23 protein-coding genes and 1 pseudogene are annotated in these 22,027 nt (G+C 61.6%); 9 read left to right on the forward strand and 15 right to left on the reverse strand.

The annotated features are described in order from the left end of the window. Positions 1-715: 715 nt before the first annotated feature. From OKW37_RS01955 to OKW37_RS01995, 9 genes are all read right to left on the reverse strand, one after another. Positions 716-1,042 carry a hypothetical protein gene (locus OKW37_RS01955; protein WP_090812427.1) on the reverse strand — a complete coding sequence of 109 codons (327 nt, stop codon included), beginning with the start codon at positions 1,040-1,042 and terminating at the stop codon, positions 716-718. A gap of 613 nt (positions 1,043-1,655) precedes the next feature. Beyond that, complete coding sequence (locus tag OKW37_RS01960; protein ID WP_184052628.1) at positions 1,656-3,290, reverse strand: FGGY-family carbohydrate kinase; 1,635 nt, start codon at positions 3,288-3,290, stop codon at positions 1,656-1,658. 77 nt (positions 3,291-3,367) lie between these two features. Then, positions 3,368-4,096 carry an SDR family oxidoreductase gene (locus OKW37_RS01965; protein ID WP_090812429.1) on the reverse strand — a complete coding sequence of 243 codons (729 nt, stop codon included), beginning with the start codon at positions 4,094-4,096 and terminating at the stop codon, positions 3,368-3,370. Between the two features lie 136 nt (positions 4,097-4,232). Beyond that, positions 4,233-5,516: a sugar ABC transporter permease gene (locus OKW37_RS01970; protein ID WP_429401676.1), complete on the reverse strand. Its 1,284-nt coding sequence runs from the start codon at positions 5,514-5,516 to the stop codon at positions 4,233-4,235. A 14-nt stretch (positions 5,517-5,530) separates the two neighbouring features. Continuing rightward, positions 5,531-6,334, reverse strand: a complete 804-nt coding sequence (locus OKW37_RS01975; protein WP_429401678.1) for an ATP-binding cassette domain-containing protein — start codon at positions 6,332-6,334, stop codon at positions 5,531-5,533. A 68-nt stretch (positions 6,335-6,402) separates the two neighbouring features. Beyond that, complete coding sequence (locus tag OKW37_RS01980) at positions 6,403-7,461, reverse strand: ABC transporter substrate-binding protein (RefSeq protein ID WP_090812431.1); 1,059 nt, start codon at positions 7,459-7,461, stop codon at positions 6,403-6,405. A gap of 15 nt (positions 7,462-7,476) precedes the next feature. Further along, positions 7,477-7,662, reverse strand: coding sequence for a hypothetical protein (locus tag OKW37_RS01985; protein ID WP_090812432.1), 186 nt, complete (start codon positions 7,660-7,662; stop codon positions 7,477-7,479). A 32-nt stretch (positions 7,663-7,694) separates the two neighbouring features. Next, complete coding sequence (locus OKW37_RS01990; RefSeq protein ID WP_429401681.1) at positions 7,695-8,639, reverse strand: AraC family transcriptional regulator; 945 nt, start codon at positions 8,637-8,639, stop codon at positions 7,695-7,697. Between the two features lie 1,094 nt (positions 8,640-9,733). After that, positions 9,734-10,165: a DeoR/GlpR family DNA-binding transcription regulator gene (locus tag OKW37_RS01995; protein WP_429401683.1), complete on the reverse strand. Its 432-nt coding sequence runs from the start codon at positions 10,163-10,165 to the stop codon at positions 9,734-9,736. A gap of 115 nt (positions 10,166-10,280) precedes the next feature. Between OKW37_RS01995 and OKW37_RS02000 the strand changes: the two genes are divergently transcribed. The 4 genes from OKW37_RS02000 (at position 10,281) to OKW37_RS02015 (ending at position 11,907) form a co-directional block, all read left to right on the forward strand. Further along, positions 10,281-10,451: a hypothetical protein gene (locus OKW37_RS02000; protein ID WP_167368857.1), complete on the forward strand. Its 171-nt coding sequence runs from the start codon at positions 10,281-10,283 to the stop codon at positions 10,449-10,451. A 96-nt stretch (positions 10,452-10,547) separates the two neighbouring features. Continuing rightward, positions 10,548-10,688 (forward strand): hypothetical protein, encoded by a 141-nt coding sequence (locus OKW37_RS02005; RefSeq protein ID WP_429401685.1) that lies wholly within the window; start codon positions 10,548-10,550, stop codon positions 10,686-10,688. A 14-nt stretch (positions 10,689-10,702) separates the two neighbouring features. Continuing rightward, positions 10,703-11,140, forward strand: a complete 438-nt coding sequence (locus tag OKW37_RS02010) for a hypothetical protein (protein ID WP_429401687.1) — start codon at positions 10,703-10,705, stop codon at positions 11,138-11,140. Positions 11,141-11,748: 608 nt separating this feature from the next. Continuing rightward, the gene (locus OKW37_RS02015) at positions 11,749-11,907 is read left to right on the forward strand and encodes a hypothetical protein (RefSeq protein WP_167368858.1); all 159 of its coding nucleotides are present in this window, start codon (positions 11,749-11,751) and stop codon (positions 11,905-11,907) included. A 313-nt stretch (positions 11,908-12,220) separates the two neighbouring features. Here OKW37_RS02015 and OKW37_RS02020 read toward each other — a convergent pair. Beyond that, positions 12,221-12,466, reverse strand: a pseudogene (locus OKW37_RS02020) (SET domain-containing protein-lysine N-methyltransferase); the annotation flags it as partial. A 1,013-nt stretch (positions 12,467-13,479) separates the two neighbouring features. On the opposite strand from OKW37_RS02020, the gene OKW37_RS02025 reads away from it, so the two are divergent. The 3 genes from OKW37_RS02025 to OKW37_RS02035 all read left to right on the forward strand — a co-directional run bounded on the left by OKW37_RS02025 (position 13,480) and on the right by OKW37_RS02035 (position 15,295). Beyond that, positions 13,480-14,340 carry an IS5 family transposase gene (locus OKW37_RS02025; RefSeq protein ID WP_429401689.1) on the forward strand — a complete coding sequence of 287 codons (861 nt, stop codon included), beginning with the start codon at positions 13,480-13,482 and terminating at the stop codon, positions 14,338-14,340. Positions 14,341-14,574: 234 nt separating this feature from the next. Further along, complete coding sequence (locus tag OKW37_RS02030; protein WP_429401691.1) at positions 14,575-15,003, forward strand: IclR family transcriptional regulator domain-containing protein; 429 nt, start codon at positions 14,575-14,577, stop codon at positions 15,001-15,003. After that, positions 14,963-15,295: an IclR family transcriptional regulator C-terminal domain-containing protein gene (locus tag OKW37_RS02035; RefSeq protein WP_429401693.1), complete on the forward strand. Its 333-nt coding sequence runs from the start codon at positions 14,963-14,965 to the stop codon at positions 15,293-15,295. Before OKW37_RS02030 ends, OKW37_RS02035 begins: the two co-directional genes overlap by 41 nt. 318 nt (positions 15,296-15,613) lie before the next feature. Here the strand turns inward: OKW37_RS02035 and OKW37_RS02040 are convergent, their stop codons facing one another. Both OKW37_RS02040 and OKW37_RS02045 read right to left on the reverse strand, forming a co-directional pair. Then, positions 15,614-16,090 carry a bacteriohemerythrin gene (locus OKW37_RS02040; protein ID WP_090812397.1) on the reverse strand — a complete coding sequence of 159 codons (477 nt, stop codon included), beginning with the start codon at positions 16,088-16,090 and terminating at the stop codon, positions 15,614-15,616. Positions 16,091-16,180: 90 nt separating this feature from the next. Continuing rightward, positions 16,181-16,417 carry a hypothetical protein gene (locus OKW37_RS02045; RefSeq protein WP_143037346.1) on the reverse strand — a complete coding sequence of 79 codons (237 nt, stop codon included), beginning with the start codon at positions 16,415-16,417 and terminating at the stop codon, positions 16,181-16,183. 218 nt (positions 16,418-16,635) lie between these two features. Here OKW37_RS02045 and OKW37_RS02050 point away from each other — a divergent pair, with 218 nt between their 5' ends. Further along, positions 16,636-17,967 carry a Rieske 2Fe-2S domain-containing protein gene (locus tag OKW37_RS02050; protein ID WP_090812398.1) on the forward strand — a complete coding sequence of 444 codons (1,332 nt, stop codon included), beginning with the start codon at positions 16,636-16,638 and terminating at the stop codon, positions 17,965-17,967. 16 nt (positions 17,968-17,983) lie between these two features. Next, the gene (locus tag OKW37_RS02055; RefSeq protein ID WP_090812399.1) at positions 17,984-19,159 is read left to right on the forward strand and encodes a Gfo/Idh/MocA family protein; all 1,176 of its coding nucleotides are present in this window, start codon (positions 17,984-17,986) and stop codon (positions 19,157-19,159) included. A 122-nt stretch (positions 19,160-19,281) separates the two neighbouring features. On the opposite strand, the gene nadC is transcribed toward OKW37_RS02055, so the two are convergent. The 3 genes from nadC to OKW37_RS02070 form a co-directional block, all read right to left on the reverse strand. Beyond that, the gene (gene nadC / locus OKW37_RS02060; protein WP_429401695.1) at positions 19,282-20,127 is read right to left on the reverse strand and encodes a carboxylating nicotinate-nucleotide diphosphorylase; all 846 of its coding nucleotides are present in this window, start codon (positions 20,125-20,127) and stop codon (positions 19,282-19,284) included. A gap of 142 nt (positions 20,128-20,269) precedes the next feature. Further along, positions 20,270-20,866: a MarR family winged helix-turn-helix transcriptional regulator gene (locus tag OKW37_RS02065; RefSeq protein ID WP_121325521.1), complete on the reverse strand. Its 597-nt coding sequence runs from the start codon at positions 20,864-20,866 to the stop codon at positions 20,270-20,272. An 89-nt stretch (positions 20,867-20,955) separates the two neighbouring features. Further along, a complete protein-coding gene (locus OKW37_RS02070; RefSeq protein WP_429401698.1) occupies positions 20,956-22,020 on the reverse strand; it encodes a porin in 1,065 nt (354 codons plus the stop codon). Positions 22,021-22,027: the final 7 nt, after the last annotated feature.

Raw genomic sequence — 22,027 nt, forward strand, 5'->3', positions numbered from 1 at the left:
CGCGGGGCCGCGCGTTGAGCCGGCGAGTCGCGGATCGCTGGCGGCAAGTGCCGCGACGCCGGTGAACGTTTACAAAAAGGACAGACAAACCCCCTGCAAAACGCGGACGCAACCGCTGTGCGCGGCCGACGATTCCGTTTCGCGGCTTCGCGGTCTTGCACGCGACGCCTAATCTACAAACGCCCACGGCGCGGCATTATTCCACCGCATTGATTATTTGTGACACGTATCGCCTCGGGACGATGCACGCTCGACGCGGCACGGATTTTGCGCAAGCTCCGCGACCGTTGGCTGGCATAGCCCCGCATCGCTAGAACGGTGTTCGCGCGTTGCCGACGATACCTTGTTCGTGAAGCGCGGCGGATGTCCGAAGCCCCAGGAAGCGGCCGATGGTATCGCAGTATCGCAACCCCATGACCGGCTGATGCGGGTCGTTCAGCGCCCGTCGACGGCGGTAGTGTGGAAGCTGAGACTGCGGCACGGCCATTGGAGCACCGGACGTTCATTCCTTGTGGCGCCACCGGAGGGCATCAGGCTTCGAAAGCCTATACGCAAGTAAGGCATTCCTGCTCGCACCAGCCAAACGTCGCGATCGGCATCGTGTTCGACGCGGGGAAGAACTGCGTGAAATATTGGCGGCGGGGCCGATCAGCGTGAATGTCCCCGCCGCAGGTCGCTCACGCACGCGGCGACCGCTCACATGACGTGAATGAGATTAATGTAGCTGTTTCTTTAGATCGCTCAGTTCGGCGTGAACCGAACTGACTGCTTTCCTGATCCTGGCATTGACATTCGCAGCGCGTTTGCACGCTTTTTCCGCGCTGTCGCCGATCCGCTCAAGATCGTCCACCCATTGGCGCATGCGATCCTGATCGTTCGAAGCCATCACTTTCTTTGCCGACGCGGATTGTTGATCTAGCTCATCAACGCACTCGATGAGGTCCTTGGGGAGGGTGGAGTCGGCATGACAGGTTTGCGAAGCCTGTTCGATGGATTGCTGTAGATGCGTGAAACGCTTCTGGATTTCGCTGGCTTGCATCATGGTGACACTCCTTTGTGAAAGCGTGTCCGAAACTCTAAAACGAGGCTGGCGCGATTGCGGTTTACCACCCTGGCGCCTATGTTGCCACCCCCGTGCGCTTGGGCCGGCCGTCATCGTGCAGCGTCGGTGCTCCGGAGCCGATCGAAGGGTGGCATGACTTTGAGTATAGGCGTTGCCACTGCTCGCGCAGGCACGGCGCCGAACGTCCGCTCCAGCCAACGATCTGACGACCGACCCCACGTGTTATTTAAGTGGCCGTAGCACCTTGCGAGCGGCCGTTGAGTTCAGGTGGGGTCGAAGGGCGGCTGTGGGTCATAAGTACGCGTTCGCCGATGTGAGAGTCGTCGCTCCGGAGCCGGCTCGGGCGAACGGCCGGTTAGTACCGTGCAGCCGCCCGCTGAGGGTCGGTAGCTGAGCGTCTGCAATGGCCGATCAATTCCCGTAGCCGCGATGTCGTCCAATGCTCGCTGATCGGCCACAGCGGTCGTTGGCCCCTCAAGCTATCAGCGGCTGGTGGGGTCGTCAGCTGACAATGGTCGGCCGGTCGGGTGACCAACAGCGCTTCGCACGACGCACCGGCAATGCCGATCAACGCGCCATCTTCGCCGCATGATCACCGGATTTCTCTGGCCACGCTCTGCAACTTCATGAACGCGCGAAACCGCGCGTCGTGCAGCGCCGCGATGTCGCCGCCAGCCGGCACGTAAGTCTTGCTAATCCGCGACATGCCGACCATCGCTGAGCGCACATCGTCGAAGAGGTTACCGGCCACACTGCCCAGCATCGCGGCGCCCAGCAGCACCGGTTCTTCTGCCTCCGTCGCGAGCATGGTCTTACCCGTTGCGTCCGCGAGCGATTGCCGGACAAGATCAAGTCGCCCTGCGCCGCCGCTGACTATTACGCGCTCGATCGGCGCACCGGCCGCCGCCTGAGTTTCGATGATCTGGCGAAGCCCGTATCCGATGCTGCAAATACCCGCGACATAGAGCGCGACCAGGCTCTGCAGGTCGACTTCCATACCGAGCCCTGCGATCACCGCTCTTGCGTGTGGATCGGCCAGCGGCGCGCGATTGCCCAAAAATTCCGGGACGACATGCAAGCCCCTGGCCAGCAACACCGCGTCCGACAGATCATGCGACGCCTGCACCGCGAGACCCGCCAGCATGACTGGCACGGATTGGCCCGCGTGTTCTGCGCGAGTTTTGGCGTCCGGGGCCGCAGGATGCATTGAGACGAGCCGGTCGATCGCCGCGCCGGCCACCGATTGGCCGCCTTCGTTCAGCCAGACCTCCGGCACCATCGCTGAAAAATACGGTCCCCAGACGCCGGGAACAAACACCGGCGATTGGGTCGTAGTCATCGTGCACGACGAGGTGCCGAAGACGTACGCGAGGCAGGACTCCGGCTCGCCGTCGGCGCCGACCGTGCCGATCCCACCCGCATGTGCATCAATCACCCCCGCCGCCACCGGCGTGCCAGGGTGCAGTCCGAGTTCTGCGGCGGCGCGTTCGGTCAGCCCGTTTCCTAGCGGCGTACCCGCATCGACGACGCTTTGTCCGATTCGGGCAAACGCCTCGTCCGCGAGCACGCCGAGGCCTACCGTGCGAAAATAGGTCTCATCCCAACGGTGCTCGTGCGCGAGGTAGGTCCATTTGCAGGTGACCGTGCAGGTCGATCTGGACAGATCGCCGGTCGCGCGCCAGGTGAGGAAGTCGGTCAGATCGAAGAACTGCCACGCTGCCTCGAACACACGCTGGCGGTGCTCGAGCAGCCACAGCAGCTTCGGCGTTTCCATCTCCGGGGAAATCTTGCCGCCGACGAATTTCAGCACCGCGTGATTCGTGGCGTTGATGCGATCGGCCTGCTGCACGGCGCGATGGTCCATCCAGACGATGATGTCGCGATCGGCCTTCTCCGTAGGACCCACCGGCAACGGCTGCCCGCCCTCGCCCAGCACGACCAGCGAGCAGGTCGCGTCGAAGCCGACGCCCGCGATCAGGTCGGGCGAGACCGCCGCCTCCGATAGCGCGTGCTGCACGGCATCGCAGACGGCGTTCCATATCTCGCCGCTCGACTGCTCGACGATCGAGCCGCTCGACTGATAAAGGCTGATGTCGCGCTTGGCCGAGGCCCTCATCCGCCCTTTGGGATCGAAAATCCCGGCCCGGGCGCTGCCGGTGCCCACGTCCACGCCGATCACATAGCGCGGGCCGGGATTCGCGCCGGAGGCTGGATTTGCTGGTGTCATGGCTTGCTGCCTGTCATATCGGATTCGTTTCGGTTCGTTCTATAACGGGCTGCATCCAGTCCGTGTTTGTTACCCGTTCAAAGATCGACGCTATTTGGAAGGATCACGAGATCGCGAATCGTCACGTTGCGCGATCTCGTCAGCATGAAGAGCACGGCTTCGGCGACCTCGTCGGGTTGCATCAGGCTGCCCGACGCCAGTGCCTCGTCCATCTTCGCCTTCGGCCAGTCGTCGAGCAACGCGGTGACCACCGGTCCCGGCAGCACCGCGCCGACACGCACGCCATGTCTGGCGACCTGGCGGCGCGTCGTGTGAACGAAGGCCTGCACTGCGAACTTCGACGCCGTGTAGATCGGCTCCCAGACGACCGGCACCATCCCGGCAATCGAACTGGTGAAAAGAATGTCGCCGGATTTCTGCGCGACCATGTGCGGCAGCACGGCATGCACCGACCGGAACGCGGCATTGATGTTCAGATTCAACATCCGGTCCCATTCGTCCGGATTGCCGTCGACGATCTCGCCGCCGATATACGCACCGGCATTCGCGTGAAAGATATCGAGGCCGCCAGCCAGGTCGACGATCTCGGGCAGCATCGCCGACACCTCCGACGGCTTGAGCAGATCCACGACCAGCGGCAACGCGTTCGGACCCAGTTCACCACAGAGTTGTTCGAGCCGGTCCTTCGCGCGGTCCACCAGCACGACCTTCGCGCCCGCCCCGATCAGCGCGCGCGCACACGCGAGGCCGATACCCGATGCCGCGCCCGTGATGGCGGCAACCTTTCCTTTCACCGATTCAGTCATGTGCTCCTCTCGTGTGCCGAGCGAGTTAGCGCATTAGCGCGCTGCCCTTGTCCATGCAAATTCTTTACGGTCTATCGCAGTCAGCATCCTGGCGCGCGCTCCGGTCCCCTGCAAAACGTCAGCGATAGCGCTGAAATCACGCGCGTCCGTGCGAGACGCGGGATTGCCGGGCGAGCGAATCGACAATCACCGCGATCGCTAGCACCGCGCCGGTGATCATGAAGCGCAGCGACGACGACAGGTTCAGCAGCGTCAGACCGCTGGCAATCGACTGGATCACAATGATGCCGAGCACTGCCGAATACGCACTACCTCGTCCGCCGAACAGACTGGTGCCGCCGATCACGGCCGCGGCGATCGCGTTCAGATTCACGTCGCCGGTGCCGGCCTGCTGGCTCGCCGATGCGAGACGCGCCGCCGTCAGTACGCCGCCTAGCGCGGCGAGACTTGCGCACAGCACGAACGCGCTGGTGTAGATCGCGTTGACGTTGATGCCGGCTCGCCGCGCAGCTTCGTGATTACCGCCGACGGCGCTCATCGAGCGGCCCCAGCGCGTTCTCGTCAGCGCGTAGTCCATCGCAATCGCGAGGCCGAGAAAGATGCCGAACATCAACGGCACGCCACGCCCCTGATTCAGGTAGGTCACCACGACCTCCAGCAACACGGTGATCGCAATGCATCGGACGAACAGGCTGCCGATCGACTGCGCAGAGAGCCTCGACGCATGGCGGCGCTGGCGCGTGCGCAGTCCGACCACCAGCATGACGACGCCCGGCACCAGTGCGAGCAGATGCGACACGATCGCGGGGATGACGATCAATTGCCCCAGGTTCACCATCGCCGAACCGTAAGGCAAATTGATCGAACCAGCCGCACCGAGCACGTAAAGCTGCATGCCGAGTATCGCGAGCAGACCAGCCAGCGTCGCGACAAAGCTCGGCATCCCGAGCCGGTTCAGCAGCAACGCATACACGGCACCCACTACCGCGCCGACAACGATGGCCGCGATGATCGCGAGCAACACCGGCCACCCATGGTTGACCCAGAGCAACCCGACAAGCGCCGACGCGAACCCGCTCATCGAACCGACCGACAGGTCGATCTGGCCCACCATCAGCACGCACACAATGCCGAGCGAGATCACCCCGACCGTCGAGCAGTCGAACAGCAGGTTCACCAGATTGCTGGCCGACAGAAACACGGGATTCAGGCTGGTGAAGACGGTCCAGATGATGATCAGGCCCGCGATGACCGGCAGCGATCCCAGATCGCCCGACTTCACCCGTTCGACAAACGCGGAAACCGTGCCCCCGACGCCGGTCGCGTGCTTGACCCGGACGTCGCTGCGATCGAGCAGTGTCGATGGCTGCGGCGTGTCCCGCGATTCAGCCGGCGGAGTGCCTCGCATATCGTTTCCCATGACGATTCCTCGGTTCAGATGCGCGGTTGAGCCTGGCGACGGTCCGCGCGACGCGAGACCGCGTTCTCAGTGGCACCCGTGATCGCGGCCACCAGTTCCTGATTCGACGAATCGGGATAGAAAATGCCATTGTTGCGGCCCAGCCGCAGCACGACGATTCGATCGGCCACGGCGCGCACGTCTTCCATGTTGTGGCTGATCATGATCACGGCGTGGCCGCGGTCGCGCACGCGCTCGATCAGGTTGAGCACCTCGGCGGTCTGCGCGACGCCGAGCGCCGCCGTTGGCTCATCGAGCATGATCAGCTTCGGGTCCAGCAACAGCGAGCGCGCGATCGCGACGGTCTGCCGCTGACCGCCCGACAGCGACGCGACCACATCGCGCACGCTCGGGATGCGGGCCGACAATTCGTTCAGCAACGTCCAGGCCTTCACCTCCATCGCGACTTCGTCGAGACGCAGCGGACTCAGTTCGCGCCCGAGATAGATGTTCGCGACGACATCGAGGTTTTCGCATAGCGCGAGATCCTGGAATACCGTCGCGATGCCGAGATCAAGCGCCGCGGCGGGATTGGACAGCGTCACCTGCTGGCCGCCGAACGTGATCGTGCCGGTGCTCGGCTGATGGACACCCGCGAGCACTTTCACGAGCGTCGATTTGCCCGCACCGTTATCGCCGACCAGCGCAACGACTTCGCCCGCGCGCACGTCGAGCGCGATATCCGTCAGCGCCGAAACCGCTCCGAAGTGCTTCGAGACGCCGCGCAGGCTCAGCACCACCTCGCCGGGCGTGGACCGCGTTGTGGAGTCGTCAGTCATTTGACAGATACCTCATCGTGAGTAGCGGGATCCACCCGCACCCGGACCCCGTCAGACGCAGCGCCGTTTCAGTCCGCGATGCCCAGCTTCTTGCAGCCGTCGGCGTAGCGGCCCGTGCACAGATCCTTGCCGCTCGCAAAGCCCTTGTCGACGACTTCGGCCTTCAGATTCTTCGCGGTGATCACCGCCGGCTTAAAGAGCTGGGTCGGCGTGTTGAAGAGCTTCGTCTCGGCTTTCGGTGCCTGGCCGTTGAGAAAGCCGACGGCCACCTTCGCCGCTGCGGCCGCCACGATTTCGCTTGGCTTCAGGATCGTGTTGTACTGGTCGCCCGCGATGATGAGCTGAAGTCCCGCCAGCGTCGCATCGTTGCCCGTCACGGGCGGCACCGGGTTCACGCCGGCTGCCTTGAAGGCTGCGATCGCGCCGCCGCCCGTGCCGTCGTTCGCGGCCACGACACCGACGATCTGCGGCCCGAAGCGCGTGATCTGCCCGCTGACCCATTGCTGGGCTTTCGGCGGCGCCCAGTCGGGCGTGTCGTATTCGGCCAGCGTCTTGTAACCGCTGCCCTGCAAGCCGGCGTGGATGCCCTTCTTGATCAGGCCCGCTGCCGCGTCGGTTGGGGAACCATTGACTTCGAGCACGCCGCCCTTGCTGGTCGGCACGTTGGTCTCTTTAAGGTGCTGAACGAGCGATTCGGCGATCGCCTTGCCGATGCCTTCGTTGTCGAACGACACGTAGTAGTCGGCGGGCGTCGACGGCACGGGACGGTCATAGGCGATCACCTTGATGCCCTGGCTCTGTGCCATGTGCACCAGCGAGGCAGCCGCCGTCGAGTCCACCGGATCGAGCACGATCACCTTTGCCCCTTGCGCAATCACCGAATTGAACTGCTGCTGCTGCGTCGACACATCCGCGTTGGCGTTTTGATAAAGGACCTTGCAGTCCGGACAGAGCTTGCCCATTTCGGCTTTGAAGCCAGGAAAGTCATGTTGTTCGTAACGCGTCGACGCCTGGTCGGGCATCAGAAAAGCAACCGTGGCGCTCGGCGCGGCAAATGCCGTAGTGCCGCTCAGCAGGCTGAGGCTCAGCGCGCCCGCGCAGAGCAATTGATTCGAATGTCTGGTCATCGCTTGTCTCCGTTTTTAGAAAAATTTCAGTCCGGGAGCTTCCGTGATTCGGCAGCGCGCCATGCCTTTCTTGTTGAAGTGCGGGTGAAATCCGTTGAATCGATGTTTCGCCTCAAGCGCCGTGGGTTCCGAAATGAACACCATCCGGAAACGCGACTGCGCGGGATCAGAGGACAAGATCTCCACGGTGATACTGCGCATTCGCGTCGTGCTTTGCCAACTTCTTGACCGTACTAGCCGACTGCTTCCACCGCATGAACCGCGTCGCGAGGCTCGTTCGCACTCGCTGTACCGAGCTTCCGCCAGGCGCGCCATTGCGACCGTGACATGCCTTTCGGCAGCAGGAATTGTCGGTTGAAATTCGACAGATTGTTGAAGCCGACCTGATAGCAGATATCCGTGATGCTCAGTTCGCCCGACATCAGCAGTTGACACGCGAGATCGATGCGAAGCCGGTTGACGTACTGCACGAACGGCACGCCGGTGTGCCGGCGGAAGTAGCGAGAAAATGCGCTCGCGCTTTGCCCGGCGAGTTGCGCCAGTTCGCTTTCTCGCAGTTCCTGCGACAGATTCCTGCCGATGTACGAGAGCACATTATTGATGCGCGTCTCTGCGTAGTGCGCCGCATCCGCGCGGTAGGCGGCGCTGGCGAGTTTCACCGCCCCCTTGCTTTGCACGAGCAGATCGAGCGGTGCGACGAATAGCGTGATGCGCCGGATACCCTGCGCGCCGAGCATCTCGCGCATGACGGGTTCAGCAGCCGCGCCCGTTTCCGGTGCGAACAGCACGCCCCAGCATGACGCCTCGAGCAAGGGCTCCACCCGTTTCAGCTCAGGAAAAACGGCAACGGCGCGCGCGACGAATTCGGCATCGAATTGTAGGATCAGGCAGCGCTCGTCGACCCGTTCGCCCGGCGGCACATTGCTGACCCAATTGTGCGGCAGCTTTGTTTCGGTCATCACGAGATTGCCGGGCTCGAAGTCGCCGATGAAATCGCCGACGAAATACTTGCCCGCTGTCGACGTGATCAGGTGAATTTCGTATTCAGGATGGAAATGCCAGCGCACGGTGCGGTACGGATACCCATGCGACCAGACTTTGAACGATTCATCGCGCGGCACTGCAACCCATTCCAGATCCGGTTTGGCGATGGTCAGACGACGAGCCTCGTTTCGCATTGCAAGGCAATAGTTGCAAATTCCACATTGGCAAGCTTTGAGACCCTGAACGGCTTGCATCTGTCTGTCTCCTGAACCGGCTTTGCTCTTTTAATGCTACCGACTGCGCCACGACTGCTACATACGTTAGTCCCATCCGCGGTTTTTCACTACTTAAAATAAACGAATGACTGATACTTTTTGCATCCGGGTAATTCCGTAGGTCACGTTGAAACCCGTGAGGTTGCGAACAGATTCTGCCTCGGGAGATCGAGATGGCGCGCTGGCTGCCCGAACATCCGCCGGAGACGGTCACGCAGTTCATGAGCCCGCCGGCGGCAGGTCGAGACGAGCGAAACGGAAAGCGGGCTGTGCTGTCGGGCTGCCACCCCGCAGGACTTGCGCATTCGAATCCGCGGCCGGTTAGAGACCGGTGCCAACGAGTGGCTGGCCTGCGTTTCGCCGTGGGCACAATTTATGCGAGCTGAGCGCGCCGCGGTCGATCAGCTGCTCGGTATATGCAATGGAAGCGCGTTGCGAGCCAGTCGGTGCAACACGCCGCGTGCGACGAAGTATCGGACGCACCCTTGGCATGAGGCTACACAAGACGGTGCGCGAACTTGCCGCAACGAATGACGTGCTCGGGCGCTTGCCGCTGCTAGCACGTATCGGCGCAGATGACGCCGCTGGAGTTTGTGCGGTGTGCTACCAGTGCGTTCGTTGAATGGCCGCGAGAACTGCTGGAGCGCGAGTTGAATCGAAAGCGTCTCGCCGCGACGGTTTAGAGCAACCTGTTCGCCGGCAACGCGGAAGGATGGCGCGCGTATGTCGCCGGGCTAAAGGACGAAGTTTTGTGGTCCGGTGTCGGCGTGCCGTTGCCGGGAGCCGGCGAGGACACGCGCGCCTCATCGAACGAGGCCGATGCAGACCGTCCATCGGCGACAGAGGACATTCTCGCCAGCGAAGCCGCTCTCAACGACCAGCAAAGCGGCGAAGGCCGGGATAGCGTTGAGACCAGCCGACGTATCTATCCCACGTGGCCATGGAAATCCTGAGTTCTGTGTGCGGGGCGTCGGCACGCTATCGATCCGGCGCGGCGCTGGTTGCCCCGCCCGCTAGCCGTCCTGAGCGAGCGCCAGCTCGACGCCAGCCAGCCGGATTGCAACAGCGGCGCCCGGCGCGAGCCCGTTGTCGGTCACGATCAGATCGAACGCATCGAGCGCCGCGACCTTATACAGCCCGACCGTCCCGTACTTCGAACTGCCCGACACGAGCACCGTGCGCGAAGCCGCATTCATGGCCGCGCGCTTCACATCGACCTTGAGCGCCGAAGGCGAAGTCACGCCACGGCGTAGATCCCACGAGCTTGCCGAAATGAAGGCGACATCGAGCACCACATGGGAGAGCGTGGCGGCCGCGAGAGCGCCCACGCTCGAGAGATTCGCATGATCGAGCTGGCCGCCTGTGTGGACCACGTTCACGTGCGTCGCATCGGCCAGCTCGCGCACGATCTCGAAGTCATTCGTCACGACGGTAATGTCGATCAATCAACTGGTTGCGCGTTTTTTCTAGTGATCGAATTTGTGTGCGAGCCTTGCAGGAACTGGATGATCGTCTATTGGGCGCCGGATCGGTTAAAGTCCAGATTTATGGATGCCCTGAATGGATGGAAAGCACCGCTGGCAAGCGATTCCGGTGAGACTGAGCCTTGCGCAGTTTGAAGAATTTGTCTTGCCCCACCTGATCCGTGGTCGGCGCGGGCCGCCGCCGCAGCTAAGTTTGCACAGGATATTCAACTACGTTCTGCAGGTGCTTTATATGGGATGCCAGTGAAAGGCACTGCCGATCGATAAGGATTGCCTGGGTCGTCCTGAAATTCACCACACCCGCATCTACCGCGCGATGCGGCGCTGGCAGGCGGCGGGTTGCATGGACGCCATCTTTGCGGGCTCGGTCGGCAAGCTTCATAAGGATCAGTTGCTCGATCTGGCGTCATTCACGGCGATGGCACGACGACCGCGGCGAAAAAAGGCGGAGACAATCTCGGTTACAGCGGTCATAAACATCTGAAAGGCGACAAGGTGGTGGCCTTCTGCGATCGTGGCTGCAACGTCATCGCGCCGTTCGTCGCCGCTGCGGGCAACCGCAACGAATCGCCCCTGCTGCGTGACGCGCTGCCCAGACTGAGCCAGATGGCGCGCGCCATCGGCATGGACCTGAAAGGCGCGCGCGTCAGTCTGGACGGCGTCTACGACTGCCGGGCCAACCGCAAGGCCATTTTCAACCGGGGCATGGTTCCCAACATTCCGGAAAACCCGCGCGGTCGCAAGAGAGCAAAGCGCGGTCGCAAGCAGAGCTTCGACCCGGCCAATCTCCCGGTAGGTCGCCGTCATCAACGCGTTGACGCTGCGGGCGGCGGCCGCGCGCGTGGACTGTCGCGGCACTGCGGTAACAGTCGGTGTGTGCGGCTCCGTCATTGCGAAACGGTCTCGACGTTGGAGGGGCGGACCAGGCGAACATGACGGTTAGTTGCGTCATCCGGTATTAAATGAACCGGTAAGGCGAGCTTTTGCAGGAGCGCGGACACTGGAACGCTGAGGCTTTCCTCCTGCAGTCCGTCGTGACATCGCTAACCGCATCGGGCGCCTTGGCGATGCGGCGGCACGTAATGGCGCCGGGCAAATCGTTTGCGCCTTTGCGCCGGAGGTCCTATGAAGTCACACGCGGATCTGCCATCGGGACGGCAGGAATTCGCCCTTATGAGAGCGTCGAACGCACATGTCAGGGCCGAATCGATACTCGAACCTCCAGATTTCAGTCTGCGTAACGAGCGAAGCCGAATGTGGTCGGTCGAGGAGGATGCCATGTGGAACCGATCGGCGATGATGACAAGATCACCGTTCGGCAGACCAGGCTGCCCCTGGTAGCGCCCCCGTTTGCCGAGTAGGACAAGCAGCGCTAAACCCGGGTCATCAACGCGCCCATGCTCGTGGCAGCCTCTTCGCATCCTTCCCGGTTTGGGCTGCGCAAGGCGGCAGGAGGCGGCAGCAGGAAGGAACAGTTAGAGTACCCGACGCGCCGGCGCATCACCTAAACTGTAGGCATGTTTGCGACTCGACAGGAGGTCGCCATGGCCGAATCAATTTCGGGAATCATGCTGGGAGTGATCGTTCTGATCATGGCTGCCATCCTCGTGACGGAGCACTACCGACGTGAACATCACAGGAGCCGGCAACTCCGCTGGCTGGACACCCATCCGATGCGGGACTGGTTGCACCGCAGGCCTTGAAGCACAGCAGACACCTGCCTTGTTGACTGTCCACCCATTGCGGGCAATTCCGGCAGCGCAAGCGACAGGGGCCAGCCGTTTGCGCTCCACTCCGGACGAGCTGTGCTCCGGGATTTTGCCAGCGTCGGCATGACCCGGCGCGTCCCGGGTAACGCTCGCTTCCCGGGCCCGAGCATGGTGCGGCGGCACCACCGCACAGGCACGCGTAGTACCGACACAGGTCACCATCAAGTGGCTCGTCCGTCTCCAGTCGGTAATCGATAAAGAGTTCGCCGCCAGCCGTAATGTCCCGGATCGCGTGGTTGAACACGCGCCCCGCCTCCTCAACTGCCTCGCAGTTCGCCGAGCAGCAGTGATCAGCCAGCGCGCGCTGTTGCCCCCGCGGCTGCCGTCGATCACCCGGCCATCCTCCAGCCCGAAAAAGAACGTGTGTCCCTCGATGCCGTCTCGCCGGTGCTGCGCGGGCGGCCCGTCGCCAGGAAATCACCTCACCCCTGTATTCCAACACGCGCTCCCCCGCTTTCAGCGTCCGCAGCGCGAACACTCCTTTCCCATGCACCGGCGATCGCTGTCATCGGCGATCTGAAAGTCGTCAAAAACTGACAGTGTGAAACTCACTGCGTGGAACCAACTTTTCTTGGTTCATTTTCTTCGGGGCCCGGTTTATCGAGAGCCTCAGTCTTCTTTATTTTTCCTCGCTCCATTCTCCTGCTTCCCGTGTGGTTGCCGCATTCTCAGCGGATTAGCCACTGAGGTCAGCCGCGGTCGCAGAGCCAGATTGACTATTTATCCCGCCATCGCGCTATCGCTTCATCAATGTGAATTTCAAACCGTCCGTTTTCATCGAATTCCACGTCGCCGCTGACAATCGCCGGACTACCACCCGCCGTATTGCTTTCCCCCCATTATCCGAGCCGGATTCAGTTCCTGTTTTTCATGGACTGCCCTGTTCGGCTAGTGAAACCGCACCCTACCGCATCGCACAGTTCTCGGGCGAACGCAATGTAGGCTTGGGGCGTGACGGCGGATGTCATCTGCCATGCCGTGCGTTGAAATAGCAGCAGGCCCCCACGTTCACCCAGCCTCCTGAAACATCCCGTCCGCAAGTTCCGAAAGGCTGCCCGATTTGACTACGCTGCGCAACATCGCACACGGGGTTTCCTCTCATGCTTCGGCCTGATCCGGCAGCACTTCGCGCCGCCTCGACATCTGATGAATGCAGATCGACACCGGGCAGAATTGAAGGATCGCCTGGCGGCCCGGCGTCAATGGACAATGGCAGAATCTGGCGTCCGCATTTTTTGATTTGCAATCCTACTCTTTGTCAAAGATTTCACCTTTCCTCGACCAACTTGAGAAGGCCGTCCTCTCATATCAGCTTGCCACATCCGCCGTACCACGTAACGGATCTGCGCTCACGAGAACGTCGAAGGTTGTTGTAGGGAAAGAAAACTATAATCAACTGGCTGCGGGTTTTCGACGGCCGTGGAATTTGTCTGCAAGCCGCGCCAGGACTGGATTTCAGGTCAGAGTAGCCAGATCGGCTAAAGTCCAGATTTCTGGACGCAGCGAATGACCCGAAGCCCATACTGGCAAGAGATTCCAACAAGATTGCGCCTGGAGCAGTTCGAGCAATTTGTCTGGCCGCATCTGAGCCTGGGCCGTCGCGGACCTCCCCCCACGCTGGCCTTGCACAGGATCTTCAACTACATCCTGCAGGCACTGTACATGGGTTGCCAATGGAAGATGCTGCCGATCGACAGGAATGCAGAAGGTCACCCTGAAATTCACTATACGCGCATCTACCGCACGTTTCGTCGCTGGCAGGCCGATGGTTGCATCGACGCCATCTTTTCGGGCTCGGTGCAGCAACTTCATCAGGACCAGCTGCTTGACCTTTCGGTCATCCACGGCGACGGCACCACGACGGCGGCGAAGAAAGGTGGCGACAATCTCGAGTATAGCGGGCACAAGCATCTGAAGGGCGACAAGGTGGTGGCCTTGTGCGATCGCAACTGCAACGTCATTGCTCCATTCATCAGCGCTCCCGGCAACCGCAACGAATCACCGCTGTTGCGCGACGCGCTGCCCAGCCTTACCGCCATGGCCCGCGCCATTGGCGCGGACCTGCACGGTTCAATCGTCAGCCTGGATGGCATTTACGACTGCAGGGCCAACCGCAAGGCGATCTTCAATCGCGGCATGACCCCGAACATCCCCGAGAATCCGCGCGGACGCAAAATACCGAAGGGGGGCCGCAAGCAGCGCTACGATCCGGCCATCTTCGAGGAGCGCTTCAGGACCATTGAACGGGTCTTCGCCTGGGAGGACAAGTTCCGCCGTCTGCTGCTGCGCTTTGAACGCATCAGTGACGTTCACTACGCGTTCAAGACGCTTGCCTATACGATGATTAACCTGCGCCACTACTGCTGAACCAGCGCGGGGCTCGCACTTCACTGACTGCGGCACGCGCCGTGATTGCTCACGCCTGTTGCATTCGCATTCCTGATCATAATGCAAACTCCGATATCGAGATACCAGTCGCTTTTCACAACGATATTCCTGGCTTCGCACGATTACCAACGGTCATCGTAGTTCTTCCGTTCGCAATGGACGGAAACGCGCAACCAATTGAGGAAAACTTTTTATTGGCGTGGAGGGATATTCATGCGACTGCTCCAGTCCCTGACTCTTGGCCTCGAAGCACTGACGTATCTGCGGACTCATCGCGGCCCCGTCCGGCTAACGGAACTCGCGAGCGAACTCGAAATGGACAAATCCATGGCCGCCCATCTTCTGAAGACGCTGGTTGCTGCCGGCTATGCGGCGCAGGATTCCAACCGGCGCTATCTGCCCTCGAACGGCAGTCAGCCGGGCAAGCCGGTACAACGCACGCTCGAGGAAGTCGTGGCGATCAAGGAAGCATGGCGCCCGGCGCTGGAGAGGCTCGCCGCCTCCACCGGGGAATGCACGCATCTGTCGGTGCTGGTCGGCTCGCGCGTCTGGTATATCGACAAGGTGGACTCGACCCTGCCGCTGAAGGTCGATCATCCGATTGGCGCCCTGTCGCCGCTGCACTGCACGGGCGCTCGGTAAAGCTTTCCTGGCCTTCGGCCATGCCGAAACGCCGGCCGAACTGGCCACCTATACATCGCGCACCCTGACTTCAGAGCTGGCCCTCGCGCAGGAGTTGGAACAGACGCGCCAGCGGGGCTATGCCATCGATGACGAGGAATTCACCGATGGCATCCGCTGCGTGGCTCGCCCGATCTACGACGCGCAAGACGAGATGATCGCCGCCATGGGCATCTCCTGCCCGAGCGTGCGCGTCGACGCCGCCCGCCTCGCCGAACTCGGTCACATCGTGCTGCGCGAGTCGGGGAGCTGAACGGCACCGATATCGTCCGCTGCGATTCCAGTAGTGATGCCGGAAAGCGACGATGTGTTGACGGGAGCCGCTGCGCAGGAAAACTCTGAGCGCGCAGAGCATAGACGCATAGAGAGCCGAAGGACTGCAGAACGGCCGCTCACTCACGCATATGACTCGCGACGGGCGCCCGATCGACGTGCATCAAATTAGCCGCTTAACAATTTTGGTGAGAATTCCACGAATCGCGGGCGTTCCTCTATGAGGTGCCGCGAGTGGTGAGTTTTGGCAGGGCCTTTTATATTTGTCTCAAGATCTCAAACGTCAAAATATCAAAGCTCAAATCGTCCGTCTTAAGACAACAGGCTTTCCACCCATCGTCTGCTTCGTCATCCATGCGGCAAGCGCCGAATCCAGGTAGTCGGCGTGTCCTGGAAACCAGTTGTACAGATGCATGCCGATGTCATGCACCAGCGCGCAACCGGCCTGCCCTGCTTCGACCGCCGCTTTAACGTCTCGGACTGACTTCAGCACGGCTTCGTGCTCGTCGATGTGGCAGTCGCGCGGGGGAAAGTTTGTCGTGCGCATCCATTCGTCTTCCTGCTCGAAATGGCTGACGGCGTGTTTTTCGAATTCCTCGATCGCGGCAAGGGCGCTCGCGTCGGTGCAGGTCACGAGCCGTAGTGCGACTTCGTAGAATTCCTTATGCACGTCATCCATCGGCGTGAAGCCGAGTAGCCGTGCGTCTGACCAAACGAGGCTGTTGTCACTTTCCCGCACAGGGGCTTCGACATCTTTCAATACAGAGTCTGTCATGTTCGATTAATCCTGCTTTATCAAGAGCTATATCATAGCCGCGAAATATAGAACGCCGCGAATTTCCCAGCATTCCACCGTCACCGCAGCTTAAATCCTTAAGCCTTTCGAGCCTAGCCGGGTAGAACAATTCGGCCGGCATTCGGGCACGCCGATGCGCTTGCCCTTCCAGTCTTCAGGCTTGTCGATACCGCGATCTGCAGCACCCGATCGCCGCTTGCCATTGCGCGCCCCTTTCGCGCCGGTGTAGTCACCCAAACAATTGCGCTTCGTTTCCGGTTTCAACGGATTTACCCCCAGCATGCTTCCCGGGATCGATGACGACAACGTAGCCGTCCCCACCGAAGCGCAGCCAGCGCCGCACAAATCAGATCCATCGGCGATGAATCCCACCTATTTATATTAGGGATCGAATATTTCCGCGGCACGTCTGACCATCCGTACTTTCCCGGACGCCCCCAAAGGTTCTTGCCACTTTCACTAGATATCTAATATAGTCGAGCAACACCTGTTGATGAAGGCGACCTTTCGCCGGGAGACATTACATGCTGACCCACCAAGAAAATGAATTGCTGTGCCGCGTCGAAGGCGATACCCCGATGGGCCAACTGATGCGCCGGCACTGGACACCGGTTTGCCTCATCGAAGAAGTCAGCGAGCCGGATGGCGCACCTGTCAAAGCGCGCGTATTTGGCGAGGACCTCGTCGTATTCCGGGACTCGGAAGGCAGCGTTGGTGTGCTGGACGAGTACTGCCCGCACCGTCGCGCATCGCTCGTATACGGTCGCAATGAAGACTCCGGCCTGCGCTGCCTGTATCACGGCTGGAAGTTCGACGTCTCGGGCAACGTGCTTGAAATGGTGTCCGAGCCGGCAGCGAGCTGCATGACCGACAAGGTCAAGCACAAGGCCTACCAGGTGCAGCAATGGGGCGGCATGGTCTGGGCGTATATGGGCCCGCAAGACGCCATTCCCGAATTCGTGCCGCCGGCCTGGGCGCCGACTGCCGACACCCGCGTGAGCATCGCCAAGGCGCTGCTGCCGTGCAACTGGGCGCAAATCCTTGAAGGCGCGATCGACTCCGCGCACAGCTCCAGCCTGCATTCGTCCGACTTCGTGCCGGCACGCGTCGGCGGCGCCGAAGCGACCGGGAAGAACTGGTTGCGCCCGTCGACCGACAAGGCCCCGCGCCTGCAGGTCGAGCGCACTGACTACGGCTTCCGTTACGCCGCGCTGCGCCGCCCGATCTTCAACGCCAACACGCACGACTACGTACGCTCCACGGTGTTCGTGGCGCCGGGAACGGTACTGATTCCGCCGAACAATCTGTACAACGTTGCAAACATCAACGTGCCGATGGACGACACGAACACGGCGTTCTACTTCATCGCCTGGGGCGATCCGGAGACGACGCCGGAAACCGAAACGTGGCGCAAGTTCCTGCGTCAGCAGGTCGGTGTTGATCTGGACCAGTACTATCGTCCGCTGCGCAATCACGACAACCGCTTCTGGCAGGACCGTCAGGCGATGAAGGCCGGCAATTTCACTGGCATTTCGGGCTTCCCGAACCAGGACATCGCCATGTGGGTCACGATGGGTCCGATTGCGAACCGTTCGGACGAGCGCCTCGGCGCAAGCGATCTCGCCATCGTCGAATTCCGTCGTCGCATGATCGATGCGATCGCAGAATTCGAGAAGGATGGCGAAGCAATTGGCACCGGAGCAAAGGCGATTTCCCGGGAAGTCTGCTCGTACCAGGCTGTCGTGCCGAAGGAAATCGACTGGCGCACGTATGCCGCGCGTTACGTCAGCAAGAAGAATCCGGAACCGGCCGATCAGCCGTCCGCGCTCGCAACCGACTATCAGGTCAAGCAATAACGGGAGGCGCACGGCCATGGAGCAGCGCCGTTTGCGCATCGGGGTAGCAGGATTGGGAAGGGCATTCTCGCTGATGCTGCCGACCTTCCTGCGCGACCCCAGAGTCCAGCTCGTCGCTGCGTGCGATCCGCGTGACGAAGCGCGGCGGCAGTTCGCCGCCGACTTCGCTGCGCCCACGTATGCGGACGTGGCGGAGTTGGCGGATGACCCCAACGTCGAAATCATCTACGTTGCGAGTCCGCACCAGTTCCACGCACAGCACACTGAAATTGCCGCGGCAAAAGCCAAACACGTGCTGGTCGAAAAGCCGATGGCGCTCGCCGCCGCGGACTGCGATCGCATGATCGATGCATGCCGCGCAGCGAACGTGCATCTGATCGTCGGCCATTGCCACAGTTTCGACACGCCATACCTGCGTACGCGCGAATTGATCAGTCGCGGCGATTTCGGCGCGGTGAAAATGATCCAGGCCGTGAACTACACCGACTACCTGTACCGCCCGCGCCGGCCCGAAGAGCTGGCCACGGCTGAAGGTGGCGGCGCCGTCTTCAGCCAGGCGGCTCACCAGGTTGACATCGTGCGAATGCTCGCCGGCTCGCGCGCGACGCGGCTGCGCGCGAGTGTAGGACGGTGGGATCCGTCACGCCCGACCGAAGGTGCTTATTCCGCGCTGATCTGGTTCGAGAACGGCGCTTATGCCTCGCTCTCGTACAACGGCTATGGCCACTTCAATACCGAAGAGTGGAGCGGCTGGATCGGCGAAATGGGCGATCGCACGAGTCCTGACACATACGGCAGCGCCCGCCACCGTCTGGAGACACTCGCGTCCTCGGGCGACGAGGCCAGGCTCAAGGCGGCCGGCACCTACGGCGGATCGGCATACAAGCCGCCAACGGCCGCCGCGGACGAGCCGCCGCGCTTTCATCAGCATTTCGGTCCGGTCATCGTTTCGTGCGAACGCGCGGATCTGCGCCCGTTGCCCGATTCGATCGTCGTCTATGGCGACGAGCAGCGCCAAACGCTGTCGCTGCCAGCACCCGCCGTGCCGCGCGCCGAAGTCATCGACGAGTTGTATGGCGCGGTCGTCGACGGACGCTCACCCCTTCACGATGGCGAATGGGCGAAGGGCACGCTGGAAATCTGTATCGCGATTCTGAAGTCGAGCGAAACGGGCGCAGATGTAACGCTTTGATAGTTCGAGGCAAGCGCAAAAGCCCTCATTGCCCTCGTTTAACTGAGCCATGTACAGTTAAAACGAGGGATTTTTTTATCAGCGCTTCCTCCTACGAGGCACACACATGCACCCCGATCTCGTTACCCGGCGAACGCCACGAAGCGCAGCGAAAAATCAATCGCCCTGACGTTCTTCGTCAGCTTACCTAACGAGATACGGTCCACGCCGGTCTCGGCAATGGTGCGCAGCGTCTGCTCGGTCACACCACCCGAGACTTCCAGCTCGGCGCGCCCTGCGGTGACACGCACAGCCTCGCGCATCATCTCGATCGAGAAATTGTCGAGCAGAATCGCCGCGGCGCCCCCAGCCAACGCTTCCTTTAACTCATCGAGCGTCTCCACCTCGACCTGCACGGGCACATCCGCACCCAATGCTTGAGTGGCGCGAAGCGTCGACGCAATGCCGCCGCCGGCCGCGATGTGGTTTTCCTTGATCAGAATGCCGTCGTACAGCCCCCGACGATGGTTTTCGCCGCCGCCAACACGAACTGCGTATTTTTGCGCGAGGCGCAATCCCGGAAGCGTTTTTCGCGTGTCGAGAATCCGCGCAGACGTGCCTTCGACGACCCGCGTCATCATGCTTGTTTCGGTGGCCACGCCAGAAAGCAACTGAATGAAGTTGAGCGCGGTGCGCTCGGCGGTGAGCATGCCGCGCGCCGGGCCAGCGATCCGGCAAACGGCCTGTCCTTCGTACATCCGTTCGCCTTCGCCGACAAACCATTCAATCGTGATGCGCGGGTCGACCTGCTGGAGTGTTTCATCGAACCACGGTCTGCCGCACAACAGGGCGGCTTCGCGCACGGTCAAAACGGCTTCAGCCGAAGCGCCGGGGTCGATCAGTAGCGACGTCCAGTCGGCCTCGCCGACATCTTCCGCGAGCGCATCGCGGACGTTGCGCGTCATCGCCGCGCGGGTCATTCCATCCATTCCAGATCCGTATTTTTTGAGCGAAAGAGCAGCATGCCGTGGCCTGCCGTCGTGCCTGTCGTTGACTTGGCACGTCCGCCAATATTATTAGATCTATAATGAATATGCTTCTCGGGAATGACATGAAGCGCCGAGCTGCGCCTCACTCCTGATCGATTTCTTCCCCGCGTGCCGCGATCAGATTGCCCACTTCCCGCGTCGACGGGATTCGCAGCGCCGGGTTATCCGACTCGGATTCGTCGCGTGCCATGTTCTCGATGATCGTCAGCAGAACCTTCCGCGCGACGTTGATCTCGGTGGTTTTCAGGCCCCTGACGCTAATTTCGTTGACTTCTTCCGCGAGCGGGACCAGCTTGTTTTTCAGGCTCCGGCCGCGCGGCGTGAGATAGACGTGCGTGTTCTTGCGATTGCCGGGCTCATAGCGGCGCTCGACATACCCGAGTTTTTCCATTGCCGACACCGCACTGAACGTGGTGGGCGTGGTGGTGCCGGTCTCGTCGCTGAGCTCCTTCTGCGTGAGCCCGTCGGTGACCCATAGCACACGCAGATAAGCCCAGTGGCCGAACGAGACTTCATGCTGCGCCAGGCGCATTTGCAGGCCGCGAATCATCGCGCGGCCTGCATCCTTCACCAGGTGAGCAAGACGGTCATCCGGAACCGCCTCGCGCCAGTGCCGCAGAATGGGGTCCTCGCTCGCGCCCCCGCCCTTGCCCTTGCCCGAAGTACGTGCTGCTGCCATGCCTTCCTCGCTGTTATTGTGGCCAGACCGGTGATAATCATAGCGCTTTAGCCCGCGCGAGAGACACTGGAGCGCATCGCCAAAGCCGCTCAGAAGGTGTGGCGAATGCCCACGGTCACGCCCGCCTGGTCCATGCCTGGCGCAATGTCCACGCCCGTGCCGCGAATACCGACATTGGAAAATGAACGATTGGAGACATACGCCCCTTCCGCATACACGTCGGTGCGCTTGGACAGCGAGTAGTCGACGAGCAATACCCCCATCGTCGGGCCACCGTGCGGATTGCGAAACTGCGTGTGATAGACGCTGGCGGAAATGGAAAGCGGCGCATTCACCCTCCAGGTCACGCCGCCCCAATAGAGCAGCGAGCTCGGCGGCACATCCGTATTGCGCGTGTTCAGCCAGCGCAGGCCCGCCAGCGTCGTGACCGGCCCGAAGTCGTACGACACGCCGAGCAACGCGCGCTGCTGCGCATTGCTCTGTGTCGCGATCGAGGTGCCCTGTAACTGGTCGTACGTCAACCCGATGCTGAACGGCCCGCGATCATACAGCACCGCCGCGCTCATTTCGCGGCCCACCTTCGTTGCGCCGGGCACGCTCCCACCGTTCGGAATCGTCGCGTCGAAGCCGGTGCTGTACAGTGCCGCGAACGTGACGCCGCCGAGATGCACGCCGTAGCGCACCGAATTGTCCGCGCGATTCACGAACTGGCTGTCCATGCTTTGCGCCGAATAGCTGGGGTTGAACGTCAGCGCGTCGTACTTATACATCAGCTCGTAGAGCAGGTTCTGGTGGCGTCCGAGCGTGAGCGTGCCGTACGGCGTTGAGACGCCAACGAATGCCTTGCGGCCGAACAGCCGTCCGCTCTGGCCTAGTGCGCCGGTGTTCACGTTGAACCCGCCCTCCAGCGTAAACACGGCTTTGTAGCCGCCGCCAAGGTCCTCTGATGCCTTGAGCCCCCAGCGCGATCCGGCCAGATCGCCCGACTGTTCCCGGATCACCGAGCCCGTCTGACCGCCTTGGGGCACCCGGTTGACGTACTCGACGCCCGCATCAACGATGCCATAGAGCGTGACCGAACTCTGCGCATGAGCCGCCGTGCAGGCGAGCGTCAGCAACCCGCCGCAGGCGAGCGGGAATGTGTGTCTCTTCATGTTGATC

Source organism: Paraburkholderia sp. MM5482-R2, from assembly GCF_050436125.1.
GTDB lineage: Bacteria > Pseudomonadota > Gammaproteobacteria > Burkholderiales > Burkholderiaceae > Paraburkholderia > Paraburkholderia tuberum.

Coding starts and splice junctions, on each gene's coding strand:
- OKW37_RS01955 (WP_090812427.1), bottom strand. CDS start 1,042: ATGATGCAAGCCAGCGAAATCCAGAAGCGTTTCACGCATCTACAGCAA.
- OKW37_RS02050 (WP_090812398.1), top strand. CDS start 16,636: ATGCTGACCCACCAAGAAAATGAATTGCTGTGCCGCGTCGAAGGCGAT.
- OKW37_RS02040 (WP_090812397.1), bottom strand. CDS start 16,090: ATGACAGACTCTGTATTGAAAGATGTCGAAGCCCCTGTGCGGGAAAGT.
- OKW37_RS01960 (WP_184052628.1), bottom strand. CDS start 3,290: ATGACACCAGCAAATCCAGCCTCCGGCGCGAATCCCGGCCCGCGCTAT.
- OKW37_RS01965 (WP_090812429.1), bottom strand. CDS start 4,096: ATGACTGAATCGGTGAAAGGAAAGGTTGCCGCCATCACGGGCGCGGCA.
- nadC (WP_429401695.1), bottom strand. CDS start 20,127: ATGGATGGAATGACCCGCGCGGCGATGACGCGCAACGTCCGCGATGCG.
- OKW37_RS01975 (WP_429401678.1), bottom strand. CDS start 6,334: ATGACTGACGACTCCACAACGCGGTCCACGCCCGGCGAGGTGGTGCTG.
- OKW37_RS01970 (WP_429401676.1), bottom strand. CDS start 5,516: ATGGGAAACGATATGCGAGGCACTCCGCCGGCTGAATCGCGGGACACG.
- OKW37_RS01990 (WP_429401681.1), bottom strand. CDS start 8,639: ATGCGAAACGAGGCTCGTCGTCTGACCATCGCCAAACCGGATCTGGAA.
- OKW37_RS02055 (WP_090812399.1), top strand. CDS start 17,984: ATGGAGCAGCGCCGTTTGCGCATCGGGGTAGCAGGATTGGGAAGGGCA.
- OKW37_RS02000 (WP_167368857.1), top strand. CDS start 10,281: ATGGATGGAAAGCACCGCTGGCAAGCGATTCCGGTGAGACTGAGCCTT.
- OKW37_RS02070 (WP_429401698.1), bottom strand. CDS start 22,020: ATGAAGAGACACACATTCCCGCTCGCCTGCGGCGGGTTGCTGACGCTC.
- OKW37_RS02005 (WP_429401685.1), top strand. CDS start 10,548: ATGGACGCCATCTTTGCGGGCTCGGTCGGCAAGCTTCATAAGGATCAG.
- OKW37_RS02015 (WP_167368858.1), top strand. CDS start 11,749: ATGGCCGAATCAATTTCGGGAATCATGCTGGGAGTGATCGTTCTGATC.
- OKW37_RS01985 (WP_090812432.1), bottom strand. CDS start 7,662: ATGCGCAGTATCACCGTGGAGATCTTGTCCTCTGATCCCGCGCAGTCG.
- OKW37_RS02065 (WP_121325521.1), bottom strand. CDS start 20,866: ATGGCAGCAGCACGTACTTCGGGCAAGGGCAAGGGCGGGGGCGCGAGC.
- OKW37_RS02025 (WP_429401689.1), top strand. CDS start 13,480: ATGACCCGAAGCCCATACTGGCAAGAGATTCCAACAAGATTGCGCCTG.
- OKW37_RS02030 (WP_429401691.1), top strand. CDS start 14,575: ATGCGACTGCTCCAGTCCCTGACTCTTGGCCTCGAAGCACTGACGTAT.
- OKW37_RS01980 (WP_090812431.1), bottom strand. CDS start 7,461: ATGACCAGACATTCGAATCAATTGCTCTGCGCGGGCGCGCTGAGCCTC.